Annotated in this window: 21 protein-coding genes; 7 read left to right on the forward strand and 14 right to left on the reverse strand. The window is 57.7% G+C overall.

Annotation, left to right across the window (positions count from 1 at the left end):
- Window positions 1-675: 675 nt before the first annotated feature.
- Together HDF12_RS03715 and HDF12_RS03720 are read right to left on the reverse strand one after the other, a co-directional pair.
- A complete protein-coding gene (locus tag HDF12_RS03715; RefSeq protein WP_179581272.1) occupies window positions 676-1,989 on the reverse strand; it encodes an MFS transporter in 1,314 nt (437 codons plus the stop codon).
- A gap of 35 nt (window positions 1,990-2,024) precedes the next feature.
- On the reverse strand, window positions 2,025-2,753 hold the full coding sequence (locus HDF12_RS03720) for a polysaccharide deacetylase family protein (RefSeq protein ID WP_179581273.1): 729 nt from the start codon (window positions 2,751-2,753) through the stop codon (window positions 2,025-2,027).
- Between the two features lie 302 nt (window positions 2,754-3,055).
- Between HDF12_RS03720 and HDF12_RS03725 the strand changes: the two genes are divergently transcribed.
- On the forward strand, window positions 3,056-3,892 hold the full coding sequence (locus HDF12_RS03725; protein WP_179581274.1) for a hypothetical protein: 837 nt from the start codon (window positions 3,056-3,058) through the stop codon (window positions 3,890-3,892).
- A 70-nt stretch (window positions 3,893-3,962) separates the two neighbouring features.
- Here the strand turns inward: HDF12_RS03725 and HDF12_RS03730 are convergent, their stop codons facing one another.
- From HDF12_RS03730 to fabD, 4 genes are all read right to left on the reverse strand, one after another.
- Window positions 3,963-7,484: a TonB-dependent receptor gene (locus tag HDF12_RS03730; RefSeq protein WP_179581275.1), complete on the reverse strand. Its 3,522-nt coding sequence runs from the start codon at window positions 7,482-7,484 to the stop codon at window positions 3,963-3,965.
- Between the two features lie 181 nt (window positions 7,485-7,665).
- Window positions 7,666-7,950: a hypothetical protein gene (locus tag HDF12_RS03735; protein ID WP_179581276.1), complete on the reverse strand. Its 285-nt coding sequence runs from the start codon at window positions 7,948-7,950 to the stop codon at window positions 7,666-7,668.
- Window positions 7,951-8,010: 60 nt separating this feature from the next.
- Window positions 8,011-8,490, reverse strand: a complete 480-nt coding sequence (locus HDF12_RS03740) for a peroxiredoxin (protein ID WP_179581277.1) — start codon at window positions 8,488-8,490, stop codon at window positions 8,011-8,013.
- 495 nt (window positions 8,491-8,985) lie between these two features.
- Window positions 8,986-9,984: an ACP S-malonyltransferase gene (gene fabD / locus HDF12_RS03745; RefSeq protein WP_179581278.1), complete on the reverse strand. Its 999-nt coding sequence runs from the start codon at window positions 9,982-9,984 to the stop codon at window positions 8,986-8,988.
- A gap of 131 nt (window positions 9,985-10,115) precedes the next feature.
- Between fabD and HDF12_RS03750 the strand changes: the two genes are divergently transcribed.
- Window positions 10,116-10,553 carry a universal stress protein gene (locus tag HDF12_RS03750; protein WP_179581279.1) on the forward strand — a complete coding sequence of 146 codons (438 nt, stop codon included), beginning with the start codon at window positions 10,116-10,118 and terminating at the stop codon, window positions 10,551-10,553.
- A 146-nt stretch (window positions 10,554-10,699) separates the two neighbouring features.
- Here HDF12_RS03750 and HDF12_RS03755 read toward each other — a convergent pair whose 3' ends face one another.
- The 6 genes from HDF12_RS03755 to HDF12_RS03780 form a co-directional block, all read right to left on the reverse strand.
- On the reverse strand, window positions 10,700-11,056 hold the full coding sequence (locus HDF12_RS03755; protein WP_179581280.1) for a hypothetical protein: 357 nt from the start codon (window positions 11,054-11,056) through the stop codon (window positions 10,700-10,702).
- Between the two features lie 286 nt (window positions 11,057-11,342).
- The gene (locus tag HDF12_RS03760) at window positions 11,343-12,002 is read right to left on the reverse strand and encodes a DUF4230 domain-containing protein (RefSeq protein ID WP_179581281.1); all 660 of its coding nucleotides are present in this window, start codon (window positions 12,000-12,002) and stop codon (window positions 11,343-11,345) included.
- 174 nt (window positions 12,003-12,176) lie between these two features.
- Window positions 12,177-14,420: a S9 family peptidase gene (locus HDF12_RS03765; protein ID WP_179581282.1), complete on the reverse strand. Its 2,244-nt coding sequence runs from the start codon at window positions 14,418-14,420 to the stop codon at window positions 12,177-12,179.
- A 465-nt stretch (window positions 14,421-14,885) separates the two neighbouring features.
- On the reverse strand, window positions 14,886-16,529 hold the full coding sequence (locus tag HDF12_RS03770) for a CTP synthase (protein WP_179581283.1): 1,644 nt from the start codon (window positions 16,527-16,529) through the stop codon (window positions 14,886-14,888).
- A 150-nt stretch (window positions 16,530-16,679) separates the two neighbouring features.
- The gene (locus tag HDF12_RS03775) at window positions 16,680-17,834 is read right to left on the reverse strand and encodes a carboxypeptidase-like regulatory domain-containing protein (protein ID WP_179581284.1); all 1,155 of its coding nucleotides are present in this window, start codon (window positions 17,832-17,834) and stop codon (window positions 16,680-16,682) included.
- A gap of 249 nt (window positions 17,835-18,083) precedes the next feature.
- A complete protein-coding gene (locus tag HDF12_RS03780) occupies window positions 18,084-18,755 on the reverse strand; it encodes a Rossmann-fold NAD(P)-binding domain-containing protein (RefSeq protein WP_179581285.1) in 672 nt (223 codons plus the stop codon).
- 522 nt (window positions 18,756-19,277) lie between these two features.
- On the opposite strand from HDF12_RS03780, the gene HDF12_RS03785 reads away from it, so the two are divergent.
- The 4 genes from HDF12_RS03785 to HDF12_RS03800 all read left to right on the forward strand — a co-directional run bounded on the left by HDF12_RS03785 (window position 19,278) and on the right by HDF12_RS03800 (window position 21,828).
- A complete protein-coding gene (locus tag HDF12_RS03785; protein ID WP_179581286.1) occupies window positions 19,278-20,033 on the forward strand; it encodes a methyltransferase domain-containing protein in 756 nt (251 codons plus the stop codon).
- A gap of 281 nt (window positions 20,034-20,314) precedes the next feature.
- Window positions 20,315-20,764, forward strand: a complete 450-nt coding sequence (locus HDF12_RS03790; RefSeq protein WP_179581287.1) for a YraN family protein — start codon at window positions 20,315-20,317, stop codon at window positions 20,762-20,764.
- Window positions 20,758-21,264 (forward strand): DinB family protein, encoded by a 507-nt coding sequence (locus tag HDF12_RS03795; RefSeq protein WP_179581288.1) that lies wholly within the window; start codon window positions 20,758-20,760, stop codon window positions 21,262-21,264. The genes HDF12_RS03790 and HDF12_RS03795 overlap by 7 nt, the downstream gene beginning before the upstream one ends.
- 69 nt (window positions 21,265-21,333) lie before the next feature.
- Window positions 21,334-21,828 carry a hypothetical protein gene (locus tag HDF12_RS03800; protein WP_179581289.1) on the forward strand — a complete coding sequence of 165 codons (495 nt, stop codon included), beginning with the start codon at window positions 21,334-21,336 and terminating at the stop codon, window positions 21,826-21,828.
- Window positions 21,829-22,013: 185 nt separating this feature from the next.
- On the opposite strand, the gene HDF12_RS03805 is transcribed toward HDF12_RS03800, so the two are convergent.
- Window positions 22,014-22,232 (reverse strand): hypothetical protein, encoded by a 219-nt coding sequence (locus HDF12_RS03805; protein WP_179581290.1) that lies wholly within the window; start codon window positions 22,230-22,232, stop codon window positions 22,014-22,016.
- A gap of 121 nt (window positions 22,233-22,353) precedes the next feature.
- Here HDF12_RS03805 and HDF12_RS03810 point away from each other — a divergent pair, with 121 nt between their 5' ends.
- Window positions 22,354-23,583 (forward strand): GumC family protein, encoded by a 1,230-nt coding sequence (locus HDF12_RS03810; protein WP_179581291.1) that lies wholly within the window; start codon window positions 22,354-22,356, stop codon window positions 23,581-23,583.
- 90 nt (window positions 23,584-23,673) lie between these two features.
- Here HDF12_RS03810 and HDF12_RS03815 read toward each other — a convergent pair whose 3' ends face one another.
- Window positions 23,674-24,840, reverse strand: coding sequence for a glycosyltransferase (locus HDF12_RS03815; protein WP_179581292.1), 1,167 nt, complete (start codon window positions 24,838-24,840; stop codon window positions 23,674-23,676).
- Window positions 24,841-24,885 lie beyond the last annotated feature (45 nt).

A 24,885-nucleotide genomic window follows, 5' to 3' on the forward strand; every position in this document is an offset into this window, starting at 1 on the left:
TAGGACGCTCACATTTTTGGCGAAGAATGACGTTTCGCCACCTTGCGCCTGGCGATGACGGTGAGGGACGCGTACAGTTTTCGAAAACCCGACTTTCGAGGACCCAGAACCAATACGCCGTTCCACGGCAATAAGGATTTGACAGGCAATGCCAGTTGGGGGAAGGTAGGGCAATCGCGAAACGGGAGGTCAAGAAATCAATGAACCAGCGGTGGCTACTACTTGCGGTCGCTCTCTTCGGTCTAGTGGTTCCGAACAATATGTTTCTCTACGCATGGCTTCACGACCCAAACGGTTGCGGCGGAGTTGCCCACAATCTACTAGCTTCATCCTTCATGCTTGATGCCTTTCTTACTATGGGAGTTCTTGCCTACTTGTTTGCAGTGCGTCCCATCGGAACCGTCAGATGGTACTGGTTTGTTTTGCTATCGCTGTTGGGAGGAATGGCATTCAGTCTTCCCCTGTACTGGTGGTTGAACTCGAGGCGTGAAGCAACGGTCCAGAGGTAGAACCCCCGGCCTGACAAAGTTCCCGCGAACGGGGTTGTCGGCAACTGCGGTTGGTGTCCAGATCTAGCGCGACGCCTCGATGTAGGAGGAGGTGCTTGAGACACCTGCAGTTCGAAATCTTTCTGGGCCCGGGCCTTTCAGATGCGGCAGGCTGACTGAGTGGTATTCAGGCGGGCTGCGGGGCTGCGGGTTTTGGTTCCATCCAGATTTTGCCTACTGCCATGAGGACCACCAGCATGGCGGCGCAGAGGGCGAAGACGCGACGCACGCCGATGTAGTGGGTGAGGATGCCGGAGAGGACGAGGCCTGAGATCTGGGCGGTGAAGATGATGGACATGAAGGTGGAGCCTACGCGGCCCATCAGCTCCGGTGGTGTTGCTTTCTGGAAGAGGGTTTGGGAGGGGACGATGATGCCGGCGACGGAGAAGCCGATGATGAGGTTTCCGAGGATCGTCGACCACAGGTGTGGCAGCGCCGTGAGGATGACCAGACCGACGGCGATGCCGCAGAGGCCGGAGTAGACGAGGAGGGTGTCCTTTAGCTTTTTGCCGAAGGTGTTGAGGCCGTTGATGCCGATCAGCATGCCGAGGCCGATCATCGCTGAGGCGATGGCGAAGGATTTGGTGGAGGCGTGGAGGGAGTCGCGCACGTAGATGGCGATGAGCGGGCCGAAGCAGCCGAGGACGAACATGCCGGCCGCCATGGCGAGGATGACGAAGAGCAGGGCGGCGTGGTGGATGATGAAGTTGATGCCCTGTTTCATGTCGAGCCACACTTTGGCGATGGCGGATGCGTCTGCGGCGTGGGGTGTTGGCGCGGCGGCCTTGGGTCCGGGTGCGAGGAAGGAGACGGATGCGATGAGGAGCGCGGAGCCGATGAAGCTGGCGGAGTCGAAGGCGTAACAGCTGACGGCTCCCATGTAGGAGACCATGAGGCCGGCGATGGCGGGGCCGATGATGCGCATGCCGAACATGACCTGCTGCATGAGTGCATTTGCGGAGCGGAGGCCGTGGAGGGGGACTGCGGAGCGGATGGCTACTCCCTGTGCGGGGCCGAAGAAGCTGGAGATGACGCTGATGGCGGCGAGGATCGCGTAGAAGTGCCAGATCTGGGTGGCGAAGATGAGCAAGAGGCAGAGGCCTGCGCGGATGGAGTCGCTGGAGACCATGGTGGGCTTGAGTGGCCAGCGGTCGACGAAGACCCCGGCGAGGATGCCGAGGACGGCGATGGGCAGCATGTAGGCGATCTGCACGCCGGTGACCTGCTGGGCGGTGGCGTGAAGTTTGAAGGTGAGGACGTTGATGACGGCGAAGAGTGCGAGGAAGTCGCCGAAGACGGAGATGATCTGGGCGTACCAGAGACGGCGCATCATGGGGACGCGGAGGACGTCTCCCATGGATAGGGGTGCTGGAAGTTCGGGGTCGATGACGGGAGGCGCATTCGACCCAACGGCTGCCGGGTTGGTGGAGGTTGTGCTCATCAGGGGTTGGCTTATGGTACTTGATTTCGGGTGATTCAGGCCCAGGAATCGACGGTGACGAAGCTTGTTGCCGGTTGCGTCTTCAAGTGCTGGAGGAGCAGGTCTGTAGCTTTGACCGTTGGAAGCCGGGGCTGGCCGAGGCCTGCCTGACCGCCATCGTGCAACACGATATTCGATGCGCGACTTCTCTTTTGGTTTCGGAGAATGGCGTGGAGGGTGCGGTCGGCGATCTCGCCGGCAGAGATGGGGTTCCAGTCACCGGGGAGGATGTTCCAATGGACCGGGGTGAGGCCGAGCTCGTGGGCGATGCGTAAGACCGCGGGACGGCGGGCGCCGTGGGGCGGGCGGAAGTAGCGGACGGGGATGCCGAGGGTGTCTTCGAGAGCGGCGTTGCAGTCTGTGAGCTCCTGGCGAATGCGGGTGGAGGATTGCCAGGCGAGCCATGGGTGAGTCATGGTGTGGTTGCCGATGAGGTGTCCGGCGGCTGCGATGGCGCGGGCGATGGCGGGGCGCTGCTGGACGTAACGGCCGATGAGGAAGAAGGTCGCGCGGGTGTTGTTGCGGGCGAGGACTTCGAGCAGCTGTTCGGTAGCGACGTCGTTGGGGCCGTCGTCGTAGGTGAGGGCGATCTGGTTGGGATCACTGCTTGCGATGACGACTTTGCCGAAGAGTTGAGACTGGGCGGAGAGGGCGGCGTAGGTGAGAGTTCCTGCGGCTGCGGTGGCCGCGGCAAGGATGGCGGCGGCTGTTTGAGTTTGTGTCATGCCTTCGCTCCCCTCGTTTCATTATAGGGAGGCTGCGAAAAGGCCGGAGTTACCTGCGGGTATAAGTAACAGAAATTGATTGCTTTCTGGCATTGAAGTTCCTACTATTGCTCGCACTCTTTAGCACTTGCTTCCAGGCTCCGGGGAAATACTCGTTCCCGGGCAGCCGGGCTGAGGGTTTTTAATCCCAGGCGCGGCTGTCCGCATTGCAGCCGATATACCTCTCGCGAAGACATCAGAGGAGTTCGTCGTCTGCGCACCTCCTTCGCTTCTCTCACGTTTGAATCAAGGAGAAAGATCGTATGAAGCTGCCAATTAGTTGCCAATGTATTGCTCTCCCTTTGTTGCTTGCGGGTTTTGTAAGCAGCGTGACGCCTGCGGTCTGCGCGCAGGATAAGACGATTCCGAGTCAGAAGATATTAACGATTCAGCGAGAGTTCACCAAGCCGGGCAAAGAAGGTGCAGCCCATGAAAAGAGCGAGGCTGCGTTTGCCAAGGCGATGGCGGATGGAAAGGTTACGGACCACTATTACGCCCTTACGTCTCTTTCGGGTCGGCCGCGGGTTTTGTTTTTGAGCGCCTATCCGAGCTTTGCGGACATTGAAGCTGAGCGCAAGAAGGTGAATGCCAATGCGTCTCTTTCGGCGGAGCTTGATCGAGCAAATGAAGCCGATGGCGATCTGCTCGCGGAGACGAACTCCAGCATGTGGATGCGAAGGGACGATCTGAGTCTCAACCAGGGATATCGGGTGGGGGCTCGATATGAGGAGCTGACGCAATTCGTGGTTCGCCCGGGACACACCGGCGAGTGGACGGAGCTGGTGAAGCTGGTGATCGATGCGTACAAGAAGGGGATTCCGGATGCTCACTGGGGAACCTACGAGATGCTTTTTGGCGGGGGGAGCACGTACCTGGTGATTACGACGCTACGGTCGGCGGAGGAGCTCGACGCGGAGTTCGCCAAGGATCCGAAGTTCATCGATGCGTTGGGGCCAGAGGGATTGAAGAAGCTGGAGGCGTTGGAAGCTTCGTGCGTCGAGTCGAGACAGTCGAATCTATTTCGGATTTCACCGAAGATGAGCTATCCGCCAGAGGCGCTTGTACAGGCGGAGCCGGACTTCTGGACGCCGAAGCCGTAGCTGGTCGTCATGTTACAAAAAGAGCCCTGCGCTGGTTGGCGCAGGGCTCTTGCTTTGGTGCGGGTTGAGGTTAGTAGAGGATCTTGAGGCCGAACTGGAAGATGCGAGGCTCGAAGGTGCTGGTGATCTGGCCTCCGCTGGTTGGATTGTTCAAGGTTGCCGGTGCGGTGCTTGTGGCTGCGGTGCTCAGAGTGCCGCTAAGACCGCTGCCGGGGATGTAGAAGTTGGTGTGGTTGAAGAGGTTGTAGGACTCTGCGCGGAACTGCACTCGCAGGCTCTCGAGCGGGGTGTTGAAGGTTTTGTTGAGGGCTACGTCGGTCTGGTAGAAGGCCGGCGAACGGCCTGGGTTTCTGGAGGCGTTGCCGAAGGGGCTTACCAGATTTCCGCTTCCATCCTTGGTTTCGGGAAGGGTGTAGGCGGCGAGGTTGATGTACTGGATGAAGCCGTTGCTCAGCTTGGTTTTCTTGATGGCTGGCTGACCGGCTACGACGTTCGGGCGGTACTCGTTGGCGCCGCGATAGGTTGCAGCAATTTGAGGTGAGACGGCGTTGGCGGAGTTGGGGGAGTAGCCGATGTTGTAAGCGGTACCGGCCTGCATGGTGTTGATGGCGCTGATCTGCCAGCCGCCGAGGACGGTGTCGGTGAAGCCATTGGCGGTGTTGAGGAAGTGGCGACCGTGTCCGAAGGGCAGGTCGTAGACGAGGCTGGTGACGTTGCTGATGGGCAGGTTGTAGTCAGACTGGGCGTAGTCGGCGGAGATGTTGTTGGCATCCTGCGGTGAGGGGCTGTTGCCTTCGAGGGAGGCGCTGGCGTTGTCGAGCGAGTGCGACCAGGTGAAGGAGTTGAGGAGGGTGAGGCCGGCGACGAAGCGCTGCTCGTAACGAACCTGAAGGGCGTCGTAGTGGGAGTAGAACTCGTTGAGGGCTGCGGTGATGTCGCTGGGCCAGTTGGCGTAGGGACGGGCGAAGTTATTGGCGGGGTTCTTCTGGTTGGCGTTGAGGAAGCCCTGGAGCTTGCTGCCGTGGTTGCCGACGTAGGCGATGTCGAGGAGCGTGTTCTTGGCGAGCTCTTGCTGCACGCTGAGGAAGTAGCTCTGGACGTAGCTGTCGCGGGTGTTCTTTGGCACGTAGGTGATGTTGTCGGTGGCCGGGTTGAAGGTGGTGGCGATGCCGGTGGGGAAGCCCTGGTCGGTGGTGACGTAGCAGCTTGCGGAGGCTCCGCCTACAGGGCAGTGGTTGGTGGTGCTTGGTGTCTTCTGGGTGACGGAGACGAACTGCGCCTGCGGGGCGTTGATGGCGAGGATGTCGCCGGAGCCGGCGCGGGTGTAGTGGACGTAGCTGGTGCCGTAGCCGCCGCGAATGGAGGTGCGCGGAGTGGCTGCGTAGGCAAAGCCGAGGCGAGGAGCGAAGTCGTTGAGGTCGGGGTTGACGAGAGTTTTGCCGTAGACTCCGCCGGGGGATACGGGGGTGATGCCGTTGCCGGCGACTGCGCCTGGAGTGATGGTGAGGACGGTCTGGGAGATGGGATCGAAGTTGGAGATGTAGTTGTGCTGCTCAGAGTAGGGCGAGCCGTACTCCCAGCGGAGGCCGAGGTTGAGGGTGAGTTTGGGATCGACCTTCCAGTCGTCCTGGGCGTAGACGCTTTGCAGGGTCTGGCGGAGGTGGGCGACGAAGAGGTTGGCGAGAGAGTAGTTGTTGGTGGTGCCGAAGAGGAAGTCGGCCCAGTAGTTGTCGGCGACTGCGCCTTTGATATCCGCGCAGGATTGGCCGTTCGGATTGGTGGGAACCTTGACTCCGTTGACGGTGGAGCTGGGGCAGAGGCTGAAGCCGCCGGAGTAACTGAAGGAGCCGTAGAGGGGGTTGTTGTCGTTGACGGCCATCCAGATGTGCTCGTACTCGTAGCCGAACTTGAGGGAGTGATGGCCTTTGATCCAGGTGAAGTTGACCTTCGGATCGATCAGCGCGGGGTTCTGCCACTGGGGGTTGGTGCTCTGTCGGCCGAAGGAGGTGAAGCCGCCGTTGATGCTGGTGGAGGGGAGGCCGCCGGCGACTGTGGGATCAGAGGGCAGGCCGGGGATGGAGATGGCGTTGTCGCCGATGGAGAGGGAGTACTTGCCGGCTTTGGTGCGGGAGAGGCCGAGGCGCGCATCGACGACCTTGTTGGCGCCGATGAGGTGGGTGTAGCCGAGGGCTATCTGCTGGTCGAGGACGCGGATGGTGCCGTTGGTCTGGCCGTCGAGGGGGAGCGGGAAGATGGGATGGTTGACGCCGGTCTCTTTGCGATCGGAGACGCGGAGGAACCAGGAGCTGCTGGGGTTCTGCTGGTAGTCGAGACGGAGGTCGCCCTTGTCGGAGTTGTCGGTGAAGGGGACCTGGGTGGCGTAGTTGTCCTGTGCGAGGCCGCTGGTTGAGAGGCCTGTGCCCTGGGTGGGGATCTGCTTGAAGAAGCCGATGATCTGCTGAGAGACCGGGTTGATGGCAGCGGCGGGGATGACGGTGCCTTTGGGGTAGACGACGCCGGTGATGGGATTCTGCACGTCGACGACGAGCTTGCCGTTGAGCTCGTTGGTGGTGGGGACGGTGTTGACGCTAAGCGGCTTGAGGACCTGGCGGAAGCCTTCGTAGTCGACGAAGTAGAAGAGCTTGTCCTTGATGATGGGACCGCCGAAGTTGACGCCGAACTGGTTGCGGTTGAAGGTGGGTTTTTTGAAGGGAACGACGTTGCCGCTGGTGCCGACGAGGGTGGGCTTGAAGTAGCCGGCGGCGTTGAGGTCGGTGTTGCGGATGAACTCGTACACGGTGGCGTGGAAGCGGTTGGTTCCGCTGGCGGAGGCGACGTTGATGGTGGCGCCGGAGGAGCGGCCGTACTCTGCGCTCTCGTTGTTGGTGACGATCTGGAACTGTGCGACGGAGTCGGGCGGGATGGCGATGATCTGGTTGTCGAAGCCCTGGTTGCTCTCGCCGTAGGCGTTGTTGTCCATGCCGTCGAGGAGGAAGTTGTTGAACATGCTGCGCTGGCCGTTGATGTTGTAGGCTCCGGCGCGGACGAGCGAGCTGATGGAGCTGGTGGTGGCGGCAGTGGGGGCCTGGCGGGAGCCGGTGACGAGGCCGAGGAGGTCGGAGTAGTTGCGGGAGACGAGCGGGAAGGCGGCGCTTTGGTATTGGGTGATTGTCTGGCCGCGCTGGCTGGTCTCGGTTTCGATCTGGAGGGCGACGTCGGAGACTTCGACGGTGGTCTGGGTAGAGCCGACCTGCAGGGAGAGGTCGATGCGTTCGCGGACGCCGACGGAGATGGTGATGTTTTTTGCGACTGCGTCTGAGAAGCCGGGAGAGTTGGCGGAGATGGTGTAGACGCCGACGCGGAGGGAGGGAATTTCGTAGTCGCCGGAGCTGTTGGAGGTGGCCTTGGCGGTGATGCCGGTGGCGTTGTTGGTGATGGTTACGGACGCGCCGGAGACTGTGGCTCCGCTGGAGTCGTGGATGGTTCCGACGAGGCTGCCGTTCTCATATTGCGCGTTCAGATGGGAGCACAGGAAGAAAAACAGTATGGCCGCCACAAGGCTGGGTGCAGAAGAAAATCTTTTTTTTCGCATAACCCTAAGTTTTGGGGCGGCTGATTAACCTGCGATCAAAGAAGTATGAATGAGAGATTACGAGTGGATATTCTTGTGGGTTAGCAACGCTAGATAGCTGAATTTTTAAAGTGACACCGACCTGCTCGATAGGCTGGTGTGCGGTCACTGACGAGAGCGTGACCTGATTCTGCCGAGGTGATCAGGCGGGTATATCGAATCCTAGATGCCGCATCATCTCATTGGTCACTTCGTAGTCCTGATCGGGGTCGGGCATTACGTCTCTGCCTGGGTCCTCCTGTCCGAAGGAGTGGAGATAGAGGCCGGCTTTGAGAAAGGCTCCTTGTAGTTTCACCTTGTCGGCATAGGCGACTCTAAGGCGGATCTCTTCGTGGGTGATGTCGCCGACACGCGTGTACTGCATGATGATTCCGCCGGGGTTACTGGGGTCCGGATTGGTCTTGAATCTCACTTGGTAGGTGTTCATGGATGACGTCTCTGCTTGTTCGATGCGGAGTCGCGAGGGGCTGCTGCAGTTGCGGCGGTGTTATTTCTTCGCGTGAGCTTTGAGCAGGGCGAGGACCTCTTCGGCGTGGCCTTCGGGTTTGACTTCGTCGAAGATGTGGAGGAGACGCTGGCCTTTTCCTGTATCGGGGCCGATGAGGTAGGTGGTGCGTTTGACGCCTTTGACGAGCTTGCCGTACATGTTCTTGGGCTTGACGAGGTCGTAGCGGTTGATGAGCTCCATGTCGGGGTCGGCGAGGAGGTCGTAGGGGAGGTCGTACTTGTCTTTGAACTTCTTCTGGTCTTTGACGGTGTCGCGGGAGATGCCGAGGACGACGACGCCTTGCTTCTGAAACTTTTCAAAGGCATCGCGGAAGCCGCAGGATTCGATGGTGCAGCCGGGGGTGTCGGCGCGGGGGTAGAAGAAGAGGACTACGGGCTTGGTTTTGAAGTCGGTGAGGGAGACTTCTTTGCCGTCTTGGTTTTGGAGGGTGAAGTTTTCTACTTTGTCGCCGGGGTTCATGTGATTTCCTTTGCGGTGTTCAATAGCAGTTTAGCTCTGACATTGAAGCTAACGAACGAGAGTGTGCTGCCTGTTGTCGATTGCGAACAGAAAGAAGTTTCTAGATGGGCATCACTTTGCGGGTCTTGAACCAATGCAATGCCGATCCGTCTGCAAGGGCAAGCAGAAACATCGCGGGTCCTAAGCCCACATAAAACGGTGAAGAAAAAAAGCTCGGGGTCAGCAGCACTCCCAATATGCCCAATCCCCCAACAGTAGCTAGCGCAAGACTACCCCATCGCGGCGTAATCAAAGTAAGCAGGGCAGCTGGTAGGAGTAGCGGAACCATCGCAAGTGACAGGTATACGCCTGGGAGATCAGTTTGATTTACATGATGAAATCCAAAGCTGATCCCCGGCATGAGGAAAAGGCTATATAACGCTATGGTCGCAGGAATGAGAAAACGAAATAGCAAAATCATACGATAAGGTGTCGGAACTCTGGAAGAACTGTATTTCAAGCGAGCGAAGCAAGGGTTTTTTCGAGGGAGGCGGAGTCTTCGACGTGGGAGGTTTTTTGGGTGCGGTCGATTTGGCGCATCAGGCCGGAGAGGACCTTGCTGGGGCCTACTTCGATGAAGTGGGTTGCGCCCTGGGCAATGAGGAGCTGGATGCACTCGACCCAGCGGACGGAGCCGGTGACCTGACGGATGAGGCAGTCGGGGACGTCGGTGCGGCTGGTGAGGAGGCGGGCGTCGACGTTGGCGGCGACGGGGAAGGCGGGGTCGTTGAAGGTGACGGTTTTGAGGTCGGCGGCGAGGGCGTCCTGCGCGGGCTGCATGAGGGCGCAGTGGAAGGGAGCGCTGACGTGGAGGATGACGGTGCGCTTGGCTCCGGCGGCCTTGCAGAGGTCGGCGGCGAGATGAACGGCTCCGGAGGCTCCTGAGATGACGGTCTGGTCGGGGGAGTTGAGATTGGCGGGGGAGACAACGGCCAGATTCGCGTTGAAGGTTTTGGCGTCGGGCATGGTGGGGAGCGGGGTGAGCTGGTCGGTGACCTGGGAACAGACCTCGGAGATGAGGGTTGAGGAGAGGCCCAGGATGGCGGCCATGGCGCCTTCTCCGGCGGGGACGGCCTGCTGCATGTAACGGCCACGGGATCGGACAGTGCGGACGGCGTCGGCGAAGGAGAGGGTGCCGGCGGCAACGTGGGCGGAGTATTCGCCGAGGGAGTGACCGGCGGCGAAGGCGGGACCGGGGGTGCCTTTTTCGGCAAGAGCTTCCGTAAAGACACGGGCGGCGGCTACGGAGGCGGTGAGGATGGCGGGCTGGGTGTGCTCGGTGAGTTTGAGCTGGTCTTCGGGGCCTTCGAAGATGAGTTTGGAGAGAGGGAAGCCGAGGGCCTCGTCGGCCTCGTCGAAGACGGCGCGGGCGGTGGGGAAGTTGTCGTGGAGATCACGGCCCATGCCGACGGTCTGCGAACCCTGACCGGGGAAGAGGAAAGCTAGTTTTGTCATCGTGACTATCGTAAATCAGCGTGCAGATTGTTCGCTTTATTGCAATTAGGGCTTATGTGCGCTGGAACACAATTATTTCGGTGCCAATCTCCGTTCGCGAGTATCTGAATAGATGGCGGAAGGAAAAAGTTATGTTCAAGAAAATTGCGGTGGCATTTGATGAGTCGCCCGAGGCTGGCAGGGCGTTTCATTCTGCGTTGGATCTGGCGAAGTTCAGTTCGGCGACGCTTCATCTGATAACGGTGATTGAAGGCTTTCCGGCGTATATGAGTTACGTTGCGTCGGTGGCTCCTGATGTGCCTTTGTTGTTGAAGAATGAGAAACGGAGTTTTTATTCGGACTTGCAGGGTAAGGCGAGGGCGGAGGCTGATCGGGCCGGGGTCAGTCTTTTTCTGGAGCTGACCGAAGGAGATGTTGTCGGCGAGTTGTTACGTTTGATCGAGGGGATCAGGCCTGACCTGCTGGCGATTGGGCTTCGCCATGACCATCGCATAGCGGGCCGCCTGATGGGTGGGACGGCGCATCAGATTGCGGCCCATGCGAAGTGCAACCTGCTGGGGGTTCACTGAAGGGATTGTGGGGTTGCGGGGGTCGACAGGGTGTGAGTGTGGCTTGGCAATGAGTGAAGAGGGTTGGAGGAAAGGGAGTTCGTCGGGATCCTTCGCTGCACTCAGGATGACAGCAAGGGGCTGATACGAATTTCAGACTCAGGAGACTAGATGCCGAGGCCGAAGTCTACGTCCTGCTCGTCGCCGGAGTGGGCGTAGAAGTCGTAGGGGGTGCGGCGGTTGAACTTGTAGCGCTGGCGTAGCTCGCGGCCAACAAAGAGGCCCAGAGCTACGGCACCGAGGCCGGCGGAGATCCAGCCTACGGTCTTGATCAGGGTCGATTCTGCGTCACCCTCATCCTCTCGCGCGAGGCGGGGGAAGGGGAGCGGAGCAGTGACGGGGATGTCCTCGGATTGAGAGTCTTCAGGCCTCGATTTGGAGCGGAACATCATGCTTTGAATGATATCGCAGGTTCGTCGGTGGTTGAGAGAACCGGCGGTTGAGAGGTGCTGCTTCAGTGGCATTGACTGATTGGACGCCTTTGGGCGAATAAGGTTGCTGCAAGTGGTGGGTTGGGGGCAAAAGCAACAGAAGGCAATGGCAACGGCAAAAGGAACCGCAGCGGCAACGGCAACGGCAAAAGCAACCGCAGATCCCCTTCGGGGATGACAACAAGAACTGCAACCGCAACTGCAACGGGCAACTGTAACGGCGGCGGCTACGATGGCGGCAACGCGGTTGGCGGTAGGGGGTTTTAGGAGACGTCGACGTGGTTGACGCAGAGCGCGCTTCGATCTTGAGTGGCTTGGGTTAGGTGACGTCGACCTGGTGGAAGCCGAGGCTGTAGAGCAGGGTGGTGATGGTGGCGCGGCCGTTCTTGCGGGCGGTGTCGAGGATGCCGTCGGCGAGGGCGGACTGCTGGAGCTGCTGCTCGGCCTTGGCGCGGGTGTCGGACTCGAGGTTCTGGTCGACGGGAACGAGGAGGCCGGTGGAGCGGGCGTAGACGCGGGTGTGCTGGTTGTCGAGGGTGGTGACGAAGAGTTGAGAGGCGGGAAGGGTGACGTGGATGGATTGGCCGTTGTTGTCGATGCGGACGTCTTCGGGTTTGAGTTGCGAGAGATCGATGCCGGCGATGGATTGGCCGTGGACGACGAGGAGGAGGCGATCTCCGGCGAGGAGGTCTGGGAGGACGGTGCTGGATTTGGAGCCTTCGACTACGGTGTCGATGGAATAGACGACGGTTTCGAGGCGGTTGAGGCGTTGAATGCGCTGGACCACGGCGGGAACTGAAGTGTCGAAGGTGGTGGTGCGGCCGGTGATGGCCGTTGCGGCGCGGGCGAAGATGCCGGTGGTTGCGTGGCGCAGGAACACGGCCAGGGCGGCTGCGCCAAGGATCAACGAGAGCAGGACGACGAAGAAGGTGCCGGAGGATCTGCGTTCTGAACCGTATGAGCCGTATTGGGTAGTCATGTTGTTTGGATGCTACTACGTGGGGTGGTAACTATTGGCGAGTGAGGGGATGATTGGCGAGAGCAGAACAATACAGGGATCCTTCGCTGCGCTCAGGATGACGGCTAAAAACTGAAGCACGACCACTGCAACCGCAACGACAATGTAACTGCGATCTCAGCGGTTGGAGTGGGGTCAAGGTTTTAGGTAGGTTTCGAAGTGCCAGAGGATGCGGTTGAAGAGCTCGTCGCGTGCGGTGGGGCCGGCGATGGAGTGAGTTTTGCGGGGGAAGAGCTGGAGGTCGTAGGGGATGCCGGCTTCGATGAGGGGCTGAATGAATTGGATCGTGTTGGCCATGTGGACGTTGTCGTCGCCGGTACCCTGCGCGATGAGGAGATGGCCTTTGAGTTTGGCGGCGTTGGTGGTGGGGGAGTCGTCCTTGTAGGTGGCGGCGTTGTCGGAGGGGAGGCCGAGGTAGCGCTCGGTGTAGATGGAGTCGTAATTGCGCCAGTCGGTGACGGGGGCTACGGCTACGCCTGCGCGTATGCGGTCGGTGTGGGTCATGGTGTAGAGGGTGAAGGTGCCGCCCCAGCTCCATCCCCACCAGCCGATGCGCTTGGGGTCAAGCTGCGGGTATTGGGTAAGGATCTGGTCGAGCGCGGCCATCTGGTCGGAGAACTGGAGGGGGCCGAAGTTGCGGTAGGCGGCCTGCTGGAACTCGCGTCCGCGTCCGCCGCTGCCGCGGGTGTCGACGTCGAGGACCGCGAAGCCGTGCTGGGCGAGGAGTTCGTTGAAGATCTGGCTGGCGCTCCACGAGTTGCGGATGCTGCTTTGGGGGGTGGGTCCGTTGTAGGGGTTGAGGATCAGGGGAATGGAGACGGAGGTGGGGGTGGTTGAGGAAGGAAGAGTGAGGCGGCCGTAGAGCTTGGTCTTTCCGTCGGCGGCGGTGACGGAGACGATGTCGCTGGTGACGGTTTTGGCCGGAGGAAGGGGTTTCGACTTCCAGATGGGAGAGCAGTTTCGAGTGACGTTGCAGAGGCTGATGACGGGTGGGGTGATGGCGTCGCTGTAGTAGTCGCTGAAGTGGGCGCCGTCTGGAGAGGTCTTTGTGCCGTGAGTGCCGCGACCCGCGGTGAGCTGATCTTTTGAGCTACCATCGAGTTTGATAGACCAGAGATTGTCTTCGAGTGGGGAGCTTTCGTTGGAGGTGTAGAAGACGGTGTTGGATTTTTCGTCGATGCTGTTGACGTACTCGATCTCGTAGTCGCCCTGGGTGAGCTGGCGGGTGAGGGTGGCGTCGGCGGCGAGGGGATGGTGCTGGTCGAAGCTGTAGAGGTAGAGGTGGGTGTGGCCGTCGCGCCAGCTTTCGATGAGGAAGCGGCCGCCGGAGAGGATGTTGAGGTCGGTGCTGAAGTCGAGGTACTTGGAGTCGGTATCGGTGTAGACGACGCGGGTCTTGCCGGATTTTGTGTCGGCGAAGTAGAGGTTGAGGTGCTGTTGATCGCGGGTGAGGACTTCGATGTAGACGGTGCTGGCGTCGACCCAGCCGAAGCGGGGGATGTAGTCGTTGTTGGGGCTGAAGGGGACTTCGATGAATTTGGTCTTGGCGCCTTTGGCGGAGACGATGCCGACGCGGACTGCGGGATTGGGGTCACCGGGCTGCGGGTAGCGCTGGCTGTCGATGGTGGCGTGGGTCGGGATCCAGTCGGTGATGGGGTACTGGGGGACTTTGGTTTCGTCCATCTGGAGGTAGGCGATGGATTTGGAGTCGGGCGACCAGAAGTAGTTGCTGCGAACGTCGAGCTCTTCGAGGTAGACCCAGTCGACTTCGCCGTTGAGGAGGGTGTCTGTGGTGTCGCGGGTGAGGGCGGTTTCTTTGCCGGTGCTGGCGACGGGGTGGACGTAGAGTTTGTGATTGTGGAGGTAGGAGACGGATTTTGCGTCGGGGGAGAACTTGGGGTCGTCGCCGGAGCCCTCGTGGGTGTCGACGATGAGGGTGCCGGTGCCGGGGGCGATGTCGTAGAGCCAAAGGCGGCCACCGTTGTCGAGCAGGAGGTGTTTGGAGTCGGCGGCCCAGATGTAGGCGGACATGCCGTAGCGGGCGCGATGGTCGGCGTCTTTCTCGTTGACGGCGGCGGCGGTGAGTTTGCTGAGCTGCTCTGCAGTGGCGAGGACGCTGGCGTGGCCGGTGGCGGCTTCGATCTGGACGATGTCGCCGGACTTGCCGGTGGTGTCGTCCTCGGAGGCGATGTAGGTGAGGAGCTTGCCGTCGGGGCTCCAGTCGATGCCGTGGGGAGGGGTGCCGGTGAGGTTCTTGTTGGCGTCGGCGATGGTGCGGAGGCCGGGGTCGGTGGGGGAGCTGGTCTGGGCGGCGGTTTGAGCGATGGCGCAGGAGACCGAAAGGCTAAAGAGGAGAGCAACTCGCAAAGAGACTGGCATGGTTGCGACAAGTCTACAGATATGGGAGGAGCAGGCCAAACTGGCTTGATGTTGGTGGTGGGTCAACTTGAAATCCACGTGCTCCAAGCCTGTCGGCCTTTCGGATTAGGACTTTCTCTTGCCCCTTGCCCCTCTACTGAAAGCCTGAGATCATGGCATCCATGCCCTCAGGAGGAATTGACCACTATTCCTATCTCATCGATAGGCGACATAGACCTCTGCTTATCGGGATATTCTCATTGCTTCTTGCCGTAGTTGAAACGCTCACGGGGCAAAGCCTAGGGGGCTTTGGCAGAGGGGTCACACGTGCAGAAAATCCTAATAGGTTCTGGTGGAATGTCGCGTGCTATTGTGCCGCTGGTCTCTTAGGTATCGCCATCTTTCTCTGTCAGAATTCAAACTGACTCACCACCTCTGATTGCAGAGAAGAGCCAAGCTCGTCGCAAGTGGTGGTTCGTTGTCTTGTTACAGAGCTTCCATGCTGGAGGAGGCTGCGATCTCGTGGTGGATGGCGAGGCGGTTCTGATAGCTTGCGGCGATGAAGTCGCGGAAGAGCGGGTGGGGCTCTAGGGGCTTCGATTTGAATTCGGGGTGGAACTGGCAGCCGAGGAAGAAGGGATGAGTGGGGATCTCCACGATCTCGACGTAGGTGGCGTCGGGGGTGGTGCCGGTGAGGCGAAGACCTGCGCCGGTGAGGATAGCCTCGTACTCGCGGTTGAACTCGTAACGATGGCGGTGGCGTTCGCTGATCTCGGACTTGCCGTAGGCGTGGGCAGCGAGGGAGTCGGGCTCCATGACGCAGTCCCAGGCTCCGAGGCGCATGGTGCCGCCCATCTCTTCGACGCCGGTGAGCTCGCGGAGCTTGTAGATGATGCGGTAGGGGGTGGCGGGGTCGAACTCGCCGGAGTTGGCGTCCTTGAGGCCGCAGACGTTGCGGGCGTATTCGATGCAGGCGGTCTGCATGCCGAGGCAGATGCCGAAGTAGGGGACGGCCTCTTCGCGGGCGTACCGGATGGCGTTGAGCATGCCTTCGATACCGCGTTTGCCGAATCCGCCGGGGACGAGGATGCCGTCGAAGCCCTGGAGCTGGGCGGCGTAGTCGGGAACTTCGAGGCCTTCGGCTTCGAGCCAGGTGACGCGGAGCTTGAGGTTGTGGGCGAGTGCCCCGTGGACTAGAGCTTCCTTGAGGGATTTGTAGGAGTCTTCGTACTCGACATATTTGCCGACGATGGCGATGGAGACTTCGTCTTTGGGGTGGTAGGCGCGGCGGACGATGTCCTGCCAGCGGGAGAGGTCGGGGGCTTTGGTCTCGATACGGAGATACTTCAGGGCGAGGGTGTCTACGCCTTCGGCTGCGAAGGTGAGGGGGACTTCGTAGATGCTGGCGACGTCGCGGGCGGCGATAACGGCGGGCTCTTCGACGTTGCAGAAGAGTGCGATCTTGTTGCGCATCTCGCGGGGGACGGCGCGGTCGGAGCGGCAGAGGAGGATGTCGGGCTGGATACCGATGGAGAGCATCTCCTTGACGGAGTGCTGGGTGGGTTTGGTTTTCAGCTCTTGCGCGGCGGCGATCCAGGGGATGAGGGTGACGTGGACGAAGCAGGTGTTCTCGCGGCCGAGATCCTGACGCATCTGGCGGATGGCTTCGAGGAAGGGAAGCGATTCGATGTCGCCGACGGTTCCGCCGATCTCTACGATGGCGACTTCGCAGTCTGCGGCGACCTTGCGCATGGCGTTTTTGATCTCGTTGGTGACGTGGGGGATGACCTGGACGGTCTTGCCGAGATAGTCGCCGCGGCGCTCTTTGGTGATGATCTGCTCGTAGATGCGGCCGGTGGTGAGGTTGTTGTCGCGGGTGAGCTTGGCGTGGGTGAAGCGCTCGTAGTGGCCGAGGTCGAGGTCGGTCTCGGCGCCGTCGTCGGTGACGAAGACTTCGCCGTGCTGGAAGGGCGACATGGTGCCGGGATCGACGTTGAGATAGGGGTCAAACTTCATGAGGTTGACCTTGATGCCACGAGCTTCGAGCAGGCAACCAATAGAGGCTGCGGCGAGACCCTTGCCGAGCGAAGACACGACTCCGCCAGTTACGAAGATGTACTTTGCAGACATGTCCGCGACCTCTTTGTATGTATTTGAAGTTTGTGCAGGATGGGCACGGTTAAGTATCGCAGGGTCCGCGCTTGGAAGCAATGGGTTGACTTTTTGAGGGGAAGTCAGGTTGAGTCATTCGGTAGTTAGCGAGGCGGGGCGCTCTGGTTTTCAGGGGATGGGATTTTTCGGAACTCCGCGCGAAATTTTTTTGATCAGGAACTCCTGAATGAGGGAGGAGGCTGCGCCGGAGGCCGTGTCGATGAGTGCGTTTGAGATTGTGAGCCCTGCCCCGTTGCGGTCGCCGGCGGGGTAGTAGAGGTTGGAGAGGCCGGCTGAGGCGAAGTTTCCCAGGATGAAGGAGTAGTTCGGCTGCCAGTGGCCGTTGTCGCCTTTGCAGATGAAGGCGGTGGACATGGCGTAGAGCGCGCGGGAGCGAATGGTTCCGGTGCCTTTGTAGAAGTAGCGCGGGTCCTGGTGGAAGACCGACGGAAGGATTGCGTTGCCGATCATGTTGCCGATGAAGCCGTCGCCGTAGGAGGCCCCGAAGCGTTTGAAGTAGCCTGCTGCGCCCTGGCCGTAGCCGCTGAAGGTGTTCTGAGACTGCTCAACGCCAGCGATGATTGCAGGGATTGCGATGGATACGGGATCGTAGGCGGTCCTCAAGGCCAGGCGGAACTTCTGGCCAGAGCTGAGAGGGACAGCATCCCAGTTGTAGGAGACGTAGAAGTTGGGGAAGACGCCGAGGACGCGCTGTTTTTCTTCGAGCGATACCTGCTCCTCGGCGATGTCGTGTCGTGTGAAGTTGACGTCGACGTTTGTCGTGGCGGAGGAGAGTTGCAGCATGATCGTCGGCAGTTCGTAGAGCTGGCCTTTTTGGAGGACAAGGGCGGAGGAGACCCAATTCGCAAAGCCGGTTGAGACGACCGCTATCTTGAAGGTGCCGGGGTTGACGTCGGTGAAGTTGAAGGAGCCGGTTGAGTCTGTCGCGATCGCGCGCTGGGGTCTCGAGTCGATGAACTGGATCGAGACGAGAGCGCCTTCAACCTGGGCTCCGCTGGGGTCTACTACGGTTCCTGTGATGCTGCCGGCGGATTGCTGGTCGGATAGGATGAAGTTTGCAGATTGCTGTTCGGGTGCGTCTGGTAGTTCGTCGTGAGCGGGGCTGAGTGTGGCGACCTGGCGGGTTGTGCCTGGTGGGGTCGAGTTGATCGGATACGAGAATGGCGCGAGGTCGGATTGGAGGGGAAGCGTCTGCGCACGGGCATACGTACTGAACATCGCGCACAGCAGGGTGGTCAGGAGAAAGGGGCCCGTATTACGCATAACGTGCATATCAGTTACGTTTCCAATTGTAGAGACCCACGCGGAATGTTTCATGGAAAGCATAGGGTGAGGAGCCGATTTCGCCGACCTGATTGATCTTGGTCGTTTGATGATCGATCCCACAATCACCCATCGGTCCAATCACTCGGATCGTCTCGGGCAGAATTCGTTGCAGCATTCGATTCAATATCACTCTTAGAGTTTGCAACAGTCGCACGGTTGCAAACCGGTTGATTTCGAATGACTTGCTCAGAGGGTGGTTCCGAGGGTGTTAATGTCTTTGGATTCAAGGACGGATCGAGGGAAGCCTTGTTTGGCCACCAGAAGCATGGCGCGGCCGACCTGCTCCGTGGTGCCGATCTGTTTGGGAAATATGCTTTTCATGATGGGGAGGATCGGTTTCAGGACGGAGTAAAAGACGCGGTACAACTTCGTCTTGGAGACGATGCCATGAAGTGGTTGAACGAATCCGATGCGGAACATGAATGCGGCTTTGAAGGGGAGCTTGAGGAGGTCGTTTTCGGTTCTGCCTTTGACGCGGGCCCACATGCTCGAACCGCGTTCGGTGCCGTCGGTTCCCGATCCTGAGACGTAGATGAAGGTCATGGAGGGGTTGAGCTTTGCAAGAGTTGTTGCAGCGGCGAGGGTGAGGTCGTGCGTGACGCGGGTGTATTGGGCTTCGGACATGCCCGAGGATGTGACGCCCAGGCAGAAGAAACAGGCGTCGAAGCCGGTGAGGCCGGCTTCGATGGTGGAGTATTCGAAGAGATTGCTGTGAACGAGTTCCCGGAGCTTAGGGTCATGCTGGCCGGTGGGCGTGCGTCCGATGGTGAGGACCTGCTTTACGTCGGGGTCGAGGAGACACTCGCGGAGAGCGCCCTGACCGACCATGCCCGTTGCGCCGAAGATAATTACGTTCATCCGTTTGCCTCAGTTCGAACATTGCATAGTTTTGGATCCGGCGCGATCGATCGACGGTATGTTGTGAAGAGTGTCGATGGTTCCATGCTACAGGCATGATTGGAGGGACGCGGATTCGCTACTTAGGTGACTGCAGGACAGGGGAAGGGGGATTGAGGATGTTCGGCTTTGTGGCGCCAAGCCATCAGGAGATTGGTTTTGGCTGACAGGGCTGGGCTGATTTGAGCGGTCGCCCGATTTCCAGCCGTGGCCCATCGAGAAACAAGAGACTCCGAGGAGGAAGAGCGGCCTAGGTGACCGTTGGTCTTTATGGGGCCCGCACGTTGGTGCGGAAGGCTATTTATGTGGTACGAGCGCAAGGATGGGACGCTGACCGAATTGGAACCACATATGCTTCAGCATGACTAATTTCAAGCTCTAATTGCGAGAAGAGCTGTTTTTCGCTGTCGGTCCATCTGACGGTTAACGTATAACTGAGAGAGATGGCCGGTCGCGTCCTGCGGAATTTAAATGGAGTTTTTGATGGGCGTTTCTATATTTAGTCGTGCTGCAAATAAGGCTCGAATAGTGCTTCAAGGTCGCGTTTCCTGTTTCAAATTGGCCGTTTTGCTCGTTAAAGGAAAGAAAGGTCTAGAGATCGGAGGCCCGAGTGCAGTATTTCGTGACAAGTACAGTCCGCTGCCAATTTATGGGGAGTTGGATTCTCTGGATAATTGCGACATTGCGCGCTCAACAACTTGGGGGACTCATTCCGATAGCTACATATTTGCCCCGCACAAACATGCAGGCAAGAACATATTCTGCGATGGCTCGGATCTGTCCGTTGTGTCTAATGAGAGTTATGATTTTGTCTTGTCCTCTCACAATCTTGAGCATTTCGCAAATCCGGTTAAGGCCTTGAAAGAGTGGCAACGGGTCACTCGACCGGGTGGCTCACTGATTTTAGTTCTTCCAAATTACACCTTGACCTTTGACCATCGGCGACAGCCAACACCGGTAAGTCACATGATTGAAGATTTCGATCGCAACACTCAAGAGGACGACCTCACCCACTTACCCGAGATTTTACGGGCACACGATCTAGGTATGGACTTGCCCGCTGGTACGCCAGAGGAATTTCGGGCGCGTTCGCTGAACAACTTTAGCAACCGCTGTCTCCATCATCACGTGTTCGACGAAGCCAACAGTCGAGAACTGCTCACCCAGGTAGGAATGGAAGTGCTTGCAGTTGATCTCGCACTTCCCCACCACATCTTCTTGTTGGCACGGCGACCGTGACTTCAGAGTCACGGCATAGATCATTTTTGATTCTGTGCACGTGACCGGTCGCCTATTTGCGATTGCTTGACCCTAGAATTGGTTGCATAAATGGGTACGACCTCAAGAGAAGAAAATAATGCTCTCGATGCGTTCCATGTGAATGTCACTTCTGGTTTTTGGGGCCCGAAAATGGGTGCGGGGAAGGGAACGCCATCCTTAGAGATGAGATTCCGTAGTCCAAGTATTCTCCTTGGAGGTGGTAGCTGAAATCATATATTAGGGAACGGACAACAACTACGATGTGGATTGATATCCAGGCATGGGCGCTGCGAAGGATGGACTCGCTGCCTGCGCGGCGGACGGGCCAAAGAGGTATTCCGGTGCATCTCGTCACCGGGGAGCAGGGAGAGAGGGAGGCCCTGTTTCATCTGCGGAAGTTGGGATATACGGTCGTAGCTCAGAGGTGGAAGAGCGCGAAGTTATGGGGGGACATCGACCTGGTGGGGTGGGACGGGCCGACGTTGTGCTTTGCCGAGGTGAAGACGCGAGGTGCAAGGGATGGGATGACGGCTGAGTCGGCCGTGGACCGGGACAAGCGAGATATGCTGCGGAGGATGGCGCGCGCTTACCTGAAGGGATTTCCAGAGAAGTTGAGGGGTGATGTTCCGGTGAGGTTCGATGTGGTGTCGGTATACTTGCTGCCAACTGGAACTGAGTTCAAACTGTATCGGGGAGCGTTTGGATGGTGATGTATGCACAGCAGTCAGATGTTGCGGTGCTGGATTCAGTCGAGTTGAGCGAGCGGCTCTCGGCGGTGCTGCGCGAGTCGATGTCGTGGCTGGTGACGGTCTCTGAGGCTGAGGCGAGCGTACCGGAGCGGCCGGGCAAGTGGAGCGCGAAGCAGGTGATCGGGCATCTTATCGATTCAGCGGTGAACAACCTGGGTAGAGTCATCCGGTTACAGATTGGGCCGGGGCAGAGTATGCCAGGTTATGAGCAGGTGGCGTGGGTGAATCTGCAGCACTATTCCGAACGCGAATGGGCGCAGGTACTGGCGCTCTGGGTTGCGTTGAATGAGCATATGGCGTGGACGGTTGGTCATATCGAAAAGGCTCATCTCGGAGATGTTGGATCGGTTGCAGAGGAGTCTTTGACCCTCGGGTTTCTGATCGAGGACTACATCGCACATATGCTGCATCACTTGCGACTCATGCGGGTATGGATGGGAATCGGCGATAAGGTGGAGTAGTCGTCCAAAAACGGATGGAGCCGGTGTCTAATACACTTGATCTGTTTTGATCTAGAAGGATGAGGGACTATGACGCTGCTGAATGCACCGGATTTCGATAGCCGTCGCGAGACACGAAACCGTAATCTGTTGATTGCTTTTGGGGTTCTTATTCTGCTGTTGGTCGTGTCGGGGGTGGGTGGTTTTCTGTTAGGACATGGGTGGTTCTTTTCTAACCTTCCGGCCGAGCATAAGGTGAGCAACTTTTTCAGCGCACTCGAGACGCAGGACTTTGGCAAGGCGTTTGCGATTTATACAAACGACCCGGACTGGCAACAACATCCCGAACGTCACGCGGACTATCCGCTGAAGAGATTTACCGAAGACTGGACAAGCGCGAGCCCCGTAGGTGAACCCATTCGTTCCCACCATGTTGATATCTCGAAGACAGATGGGACGGGGCCGTTTGGAAGCGGGATTATTGTCGCAGTGAGGGTGAATGGCGACCACAAGCTTTTCATGTGGTACGAGCGCAAGGATGGAACGCTAACCGAGCCGGCACCGCATATTCTTCAATATGACTAGGTTCAACTCTAATTGGGAGGAGGCTGTTTTCTTAGTCGGTTCATTTGTCATTTGACGGCTAACGTATAACTAAGAGAGGGTTCTTCCGAGAGCCAACACCGGTCGACCACATGATTGACAATTTTAGGTCTCCACGCCAAAGAGGAACGACCTCTCCACTTACCCGAGGTTTTACGGCACACCACTTAAAGTATGGACTTGTTGGCGAGTACTCCAGAGGAATTTCGGCGGGTTCGCTGAACAACTTTAGCAATCGCTATCTCTATCGTCACGTGTTCGCCGAAGCCAACAGTCGAGAATTGCTCATCCAGGTAGGGATGGAGGTGCTTGCGGTTGATATTGCACTTCGCCGCATCTTCTTGCTGGCACGACGATCGCGACTTCACCGCTGCGGCATGTGTCATTTTCGATCCTGTGCGCCGACCGGTCGCCTGTTTGTGATTGCTTCAAAGCAGGCGCTGGGGCAAGTCATCTAGTTTAAGAGCGTTTTTCCAAGTTCGTCGATGGGTTAGGATAGATCGGTACATGGATACTGTTGCGCAAGCGAACGATCAGATTCATCAAACGCCGCTCTCTAACGACGAGGAGGTCTTTGATCTTCTCGATATTCTGCTGGTGCTGACGCGCAACCGTCGAATGATTGGTCTCGCGACGCTCGTCTCGCTCATAGCAGGGATTGTACTCTCGCTTCTGTTAAAGCCTAGTTTTACCGCCACGGCAATCATACTCCCCCCACAGCAGTCTTCTTCTTCTTCAGCATTGCTAGGACAATTGGGTTCGCTCGCTTCGCTCGGAGGAGGGTCCGCCGCCTCACTCGGACTCAAGACTCCTGGCGATATGTATGTGGGCATCCTTCAAAGTCGTACGATCGCAGATGATGTTATTGCCAAGTTTAACCTCCGAGATATTTACAAAGAGAAAAAAGCTGAAGACACGCGTAAGGCGCTAAAGTCACACACGGAGATTGAAGTCGGCAAAGACGGTCTTATCAGGATTTCTGTGACTGACCACGACCCCAATCGGGCGAGTGACATCACCAATGGCTATGTAAGTGAACTATACAAAATGAACTCTCATCTTGCCATCACCGAAGCTGCGCAGCGCCGGGTGTTCTTTGATGAGCAGTTAGATAGCGAGAAGAAGGCCCTTGCGGCTGCCGAAGAGGATTTGCGTGTAACAGAGCAAAAGACCGGTTTGATTCAACTGAGTGGGCAAGCTCAAATGATTATTCAGACAATTGCTCAACTTCGGGCGGAAATTGCGAGCCGCGAGGTGCAATTGCAGTCGATAAGAACGTTTGCCACGGATCAAAACCCTCAAGTAGCGGTCCTAACCGGCGAGATATCAACTATGCGCCAGCAATTCGCCAAGTTGGAGAATGACCAACAGCGACAGGTGCAACCCGGAAATACGCCCGCGGGGCGAATTCCTGAAGATAGCCTAGAGTACGCACGTAAACTTCGAGAAGTGAAATATCACGAAACCCTTTTCGACCTACTTTCGCGCCAATATGAGGCGGCTCGTATCGACGAAGCAAAGTCTGCACCCGTTATTCAAGTTGTCGATTACGCGGTACCTCCCGACAAGCGGTCCGGTCCAAAACGAGCGTTAATTCTCGCAGTTTTTATCGCAGTCGGTTTCGGTCTCGCTTCCGCGAAAGTTTTCGTCGAGGATGCTATCCGTCGGGTGCAGCAAATACCGACGCAAGCAGCCAAAATGCAGGATCTCTTCTCACAATTTCGCAGGAAATATTGAGGTTATCTTTTTCGGTTTGTAACACCGATCAGATCGAATTGCAGAAATGGAAGTAATTTTTGAACGCAGAGCCCGATGCTTGCAGTGGAGTCAAATTTCGCAGGTGCTAGGGGTTCGATGAGAAAGAGTTTTGTTGGGACGACGGCCGAGAAGGTGGCAATAGAGCTCTGAAAGCTGTATGCCAACCTCGCTCCAATCTTTTCCCAACTTAACACTGTGTGCGCGCTCTGTTCTTCCCATAGCAGCGAGAATCCCGCGTTCAATATCTTGCGAGTCACCCGGATCAACGTATTGCGCGTTTTCTCCAAGAAGTTCGTGAGTGCCTCCGCATTGAGAGGACACAATAGCGCATCCTTCACCGTAAGCCTCGAGATCCACAAGTGAAGACACCTCGAACCAACTCGCAGACACATGAACTCTAGAGCGCCGCATATACCTTAGTGTTTCGGTGTGAGAGAGTCCTGCTAGATATTTAGAACTAGATCTCGCGATTCGAGATTTAAATTCGCGGCAGTATTGTCTGTGATTTAGATTTTCTTTTCCAATAAAAACACCTGACAGTCCTAATTGTTCTAAGGCTTCTAGGATTTTGATTTGATTCTTGCGTGCTTCGATTCTTCCAACGACGCAAACTTCTAAGTCACGATGTCCTTCGTTCTTGGCTGCCGTGCCAGGAGGACTCGATTCACATCCATTGCGGATACAAACGAAATGATTGCTTTCCAATTCGCCAAAATCCTTGGCGATATCGATTCGCTCTTTCTTGGACAAAATTTGAATAAGGTTTGCGTTAGATAAAAGAGCGCGTTGAATTTCATAAACTCCACGGCGCATCACGGTCCACGTAGGCTTAATAAGCTGAGGACTTTCGGCGCAGCGAATCATGCTTCGCAGCAATTCCAGTTGTGGGAAGCGGAGATTACCTGATACTAAACCGACAACTCCGCCTCTTCCTTCTCTCTCATATCGATTCACTTCCTGATAAGAGTGGTGAATGGTGGACAAAACGATCGGTTTACCAGCTCTTTTCGCGGAGAGGTAGTATGCGAATGCATCGACCGGGCGGTCGATATTTGTTAAGTGCACAATATCGTATTCGGTAAAGTCTTCCTTGAAATCGACTATGACCTTACCTGCAAATGGGACTGCAGTGGATCTCTCGATTCGCTGCCCCGCATCGATGTAGGCCTGAATCTGATAGAGATCTCCTCCAGGTTGTTTGAAGGCATCAATTCGCATTGGGTAGGCGATTTTCATAACGCTTAGGGGATACAAAGCTGTTCCTCGTTTAGGGTCCAATCA

Source organism: Tunturiibacter gelidiferens (genome assembly GCF_013410115.1).
GTDB lineage: Bacteria > Acidobacteriota > Terriglobia > Terriglobales > Acidobacteriaceae > Edaphobacter > Edaphobacter gelidiferens.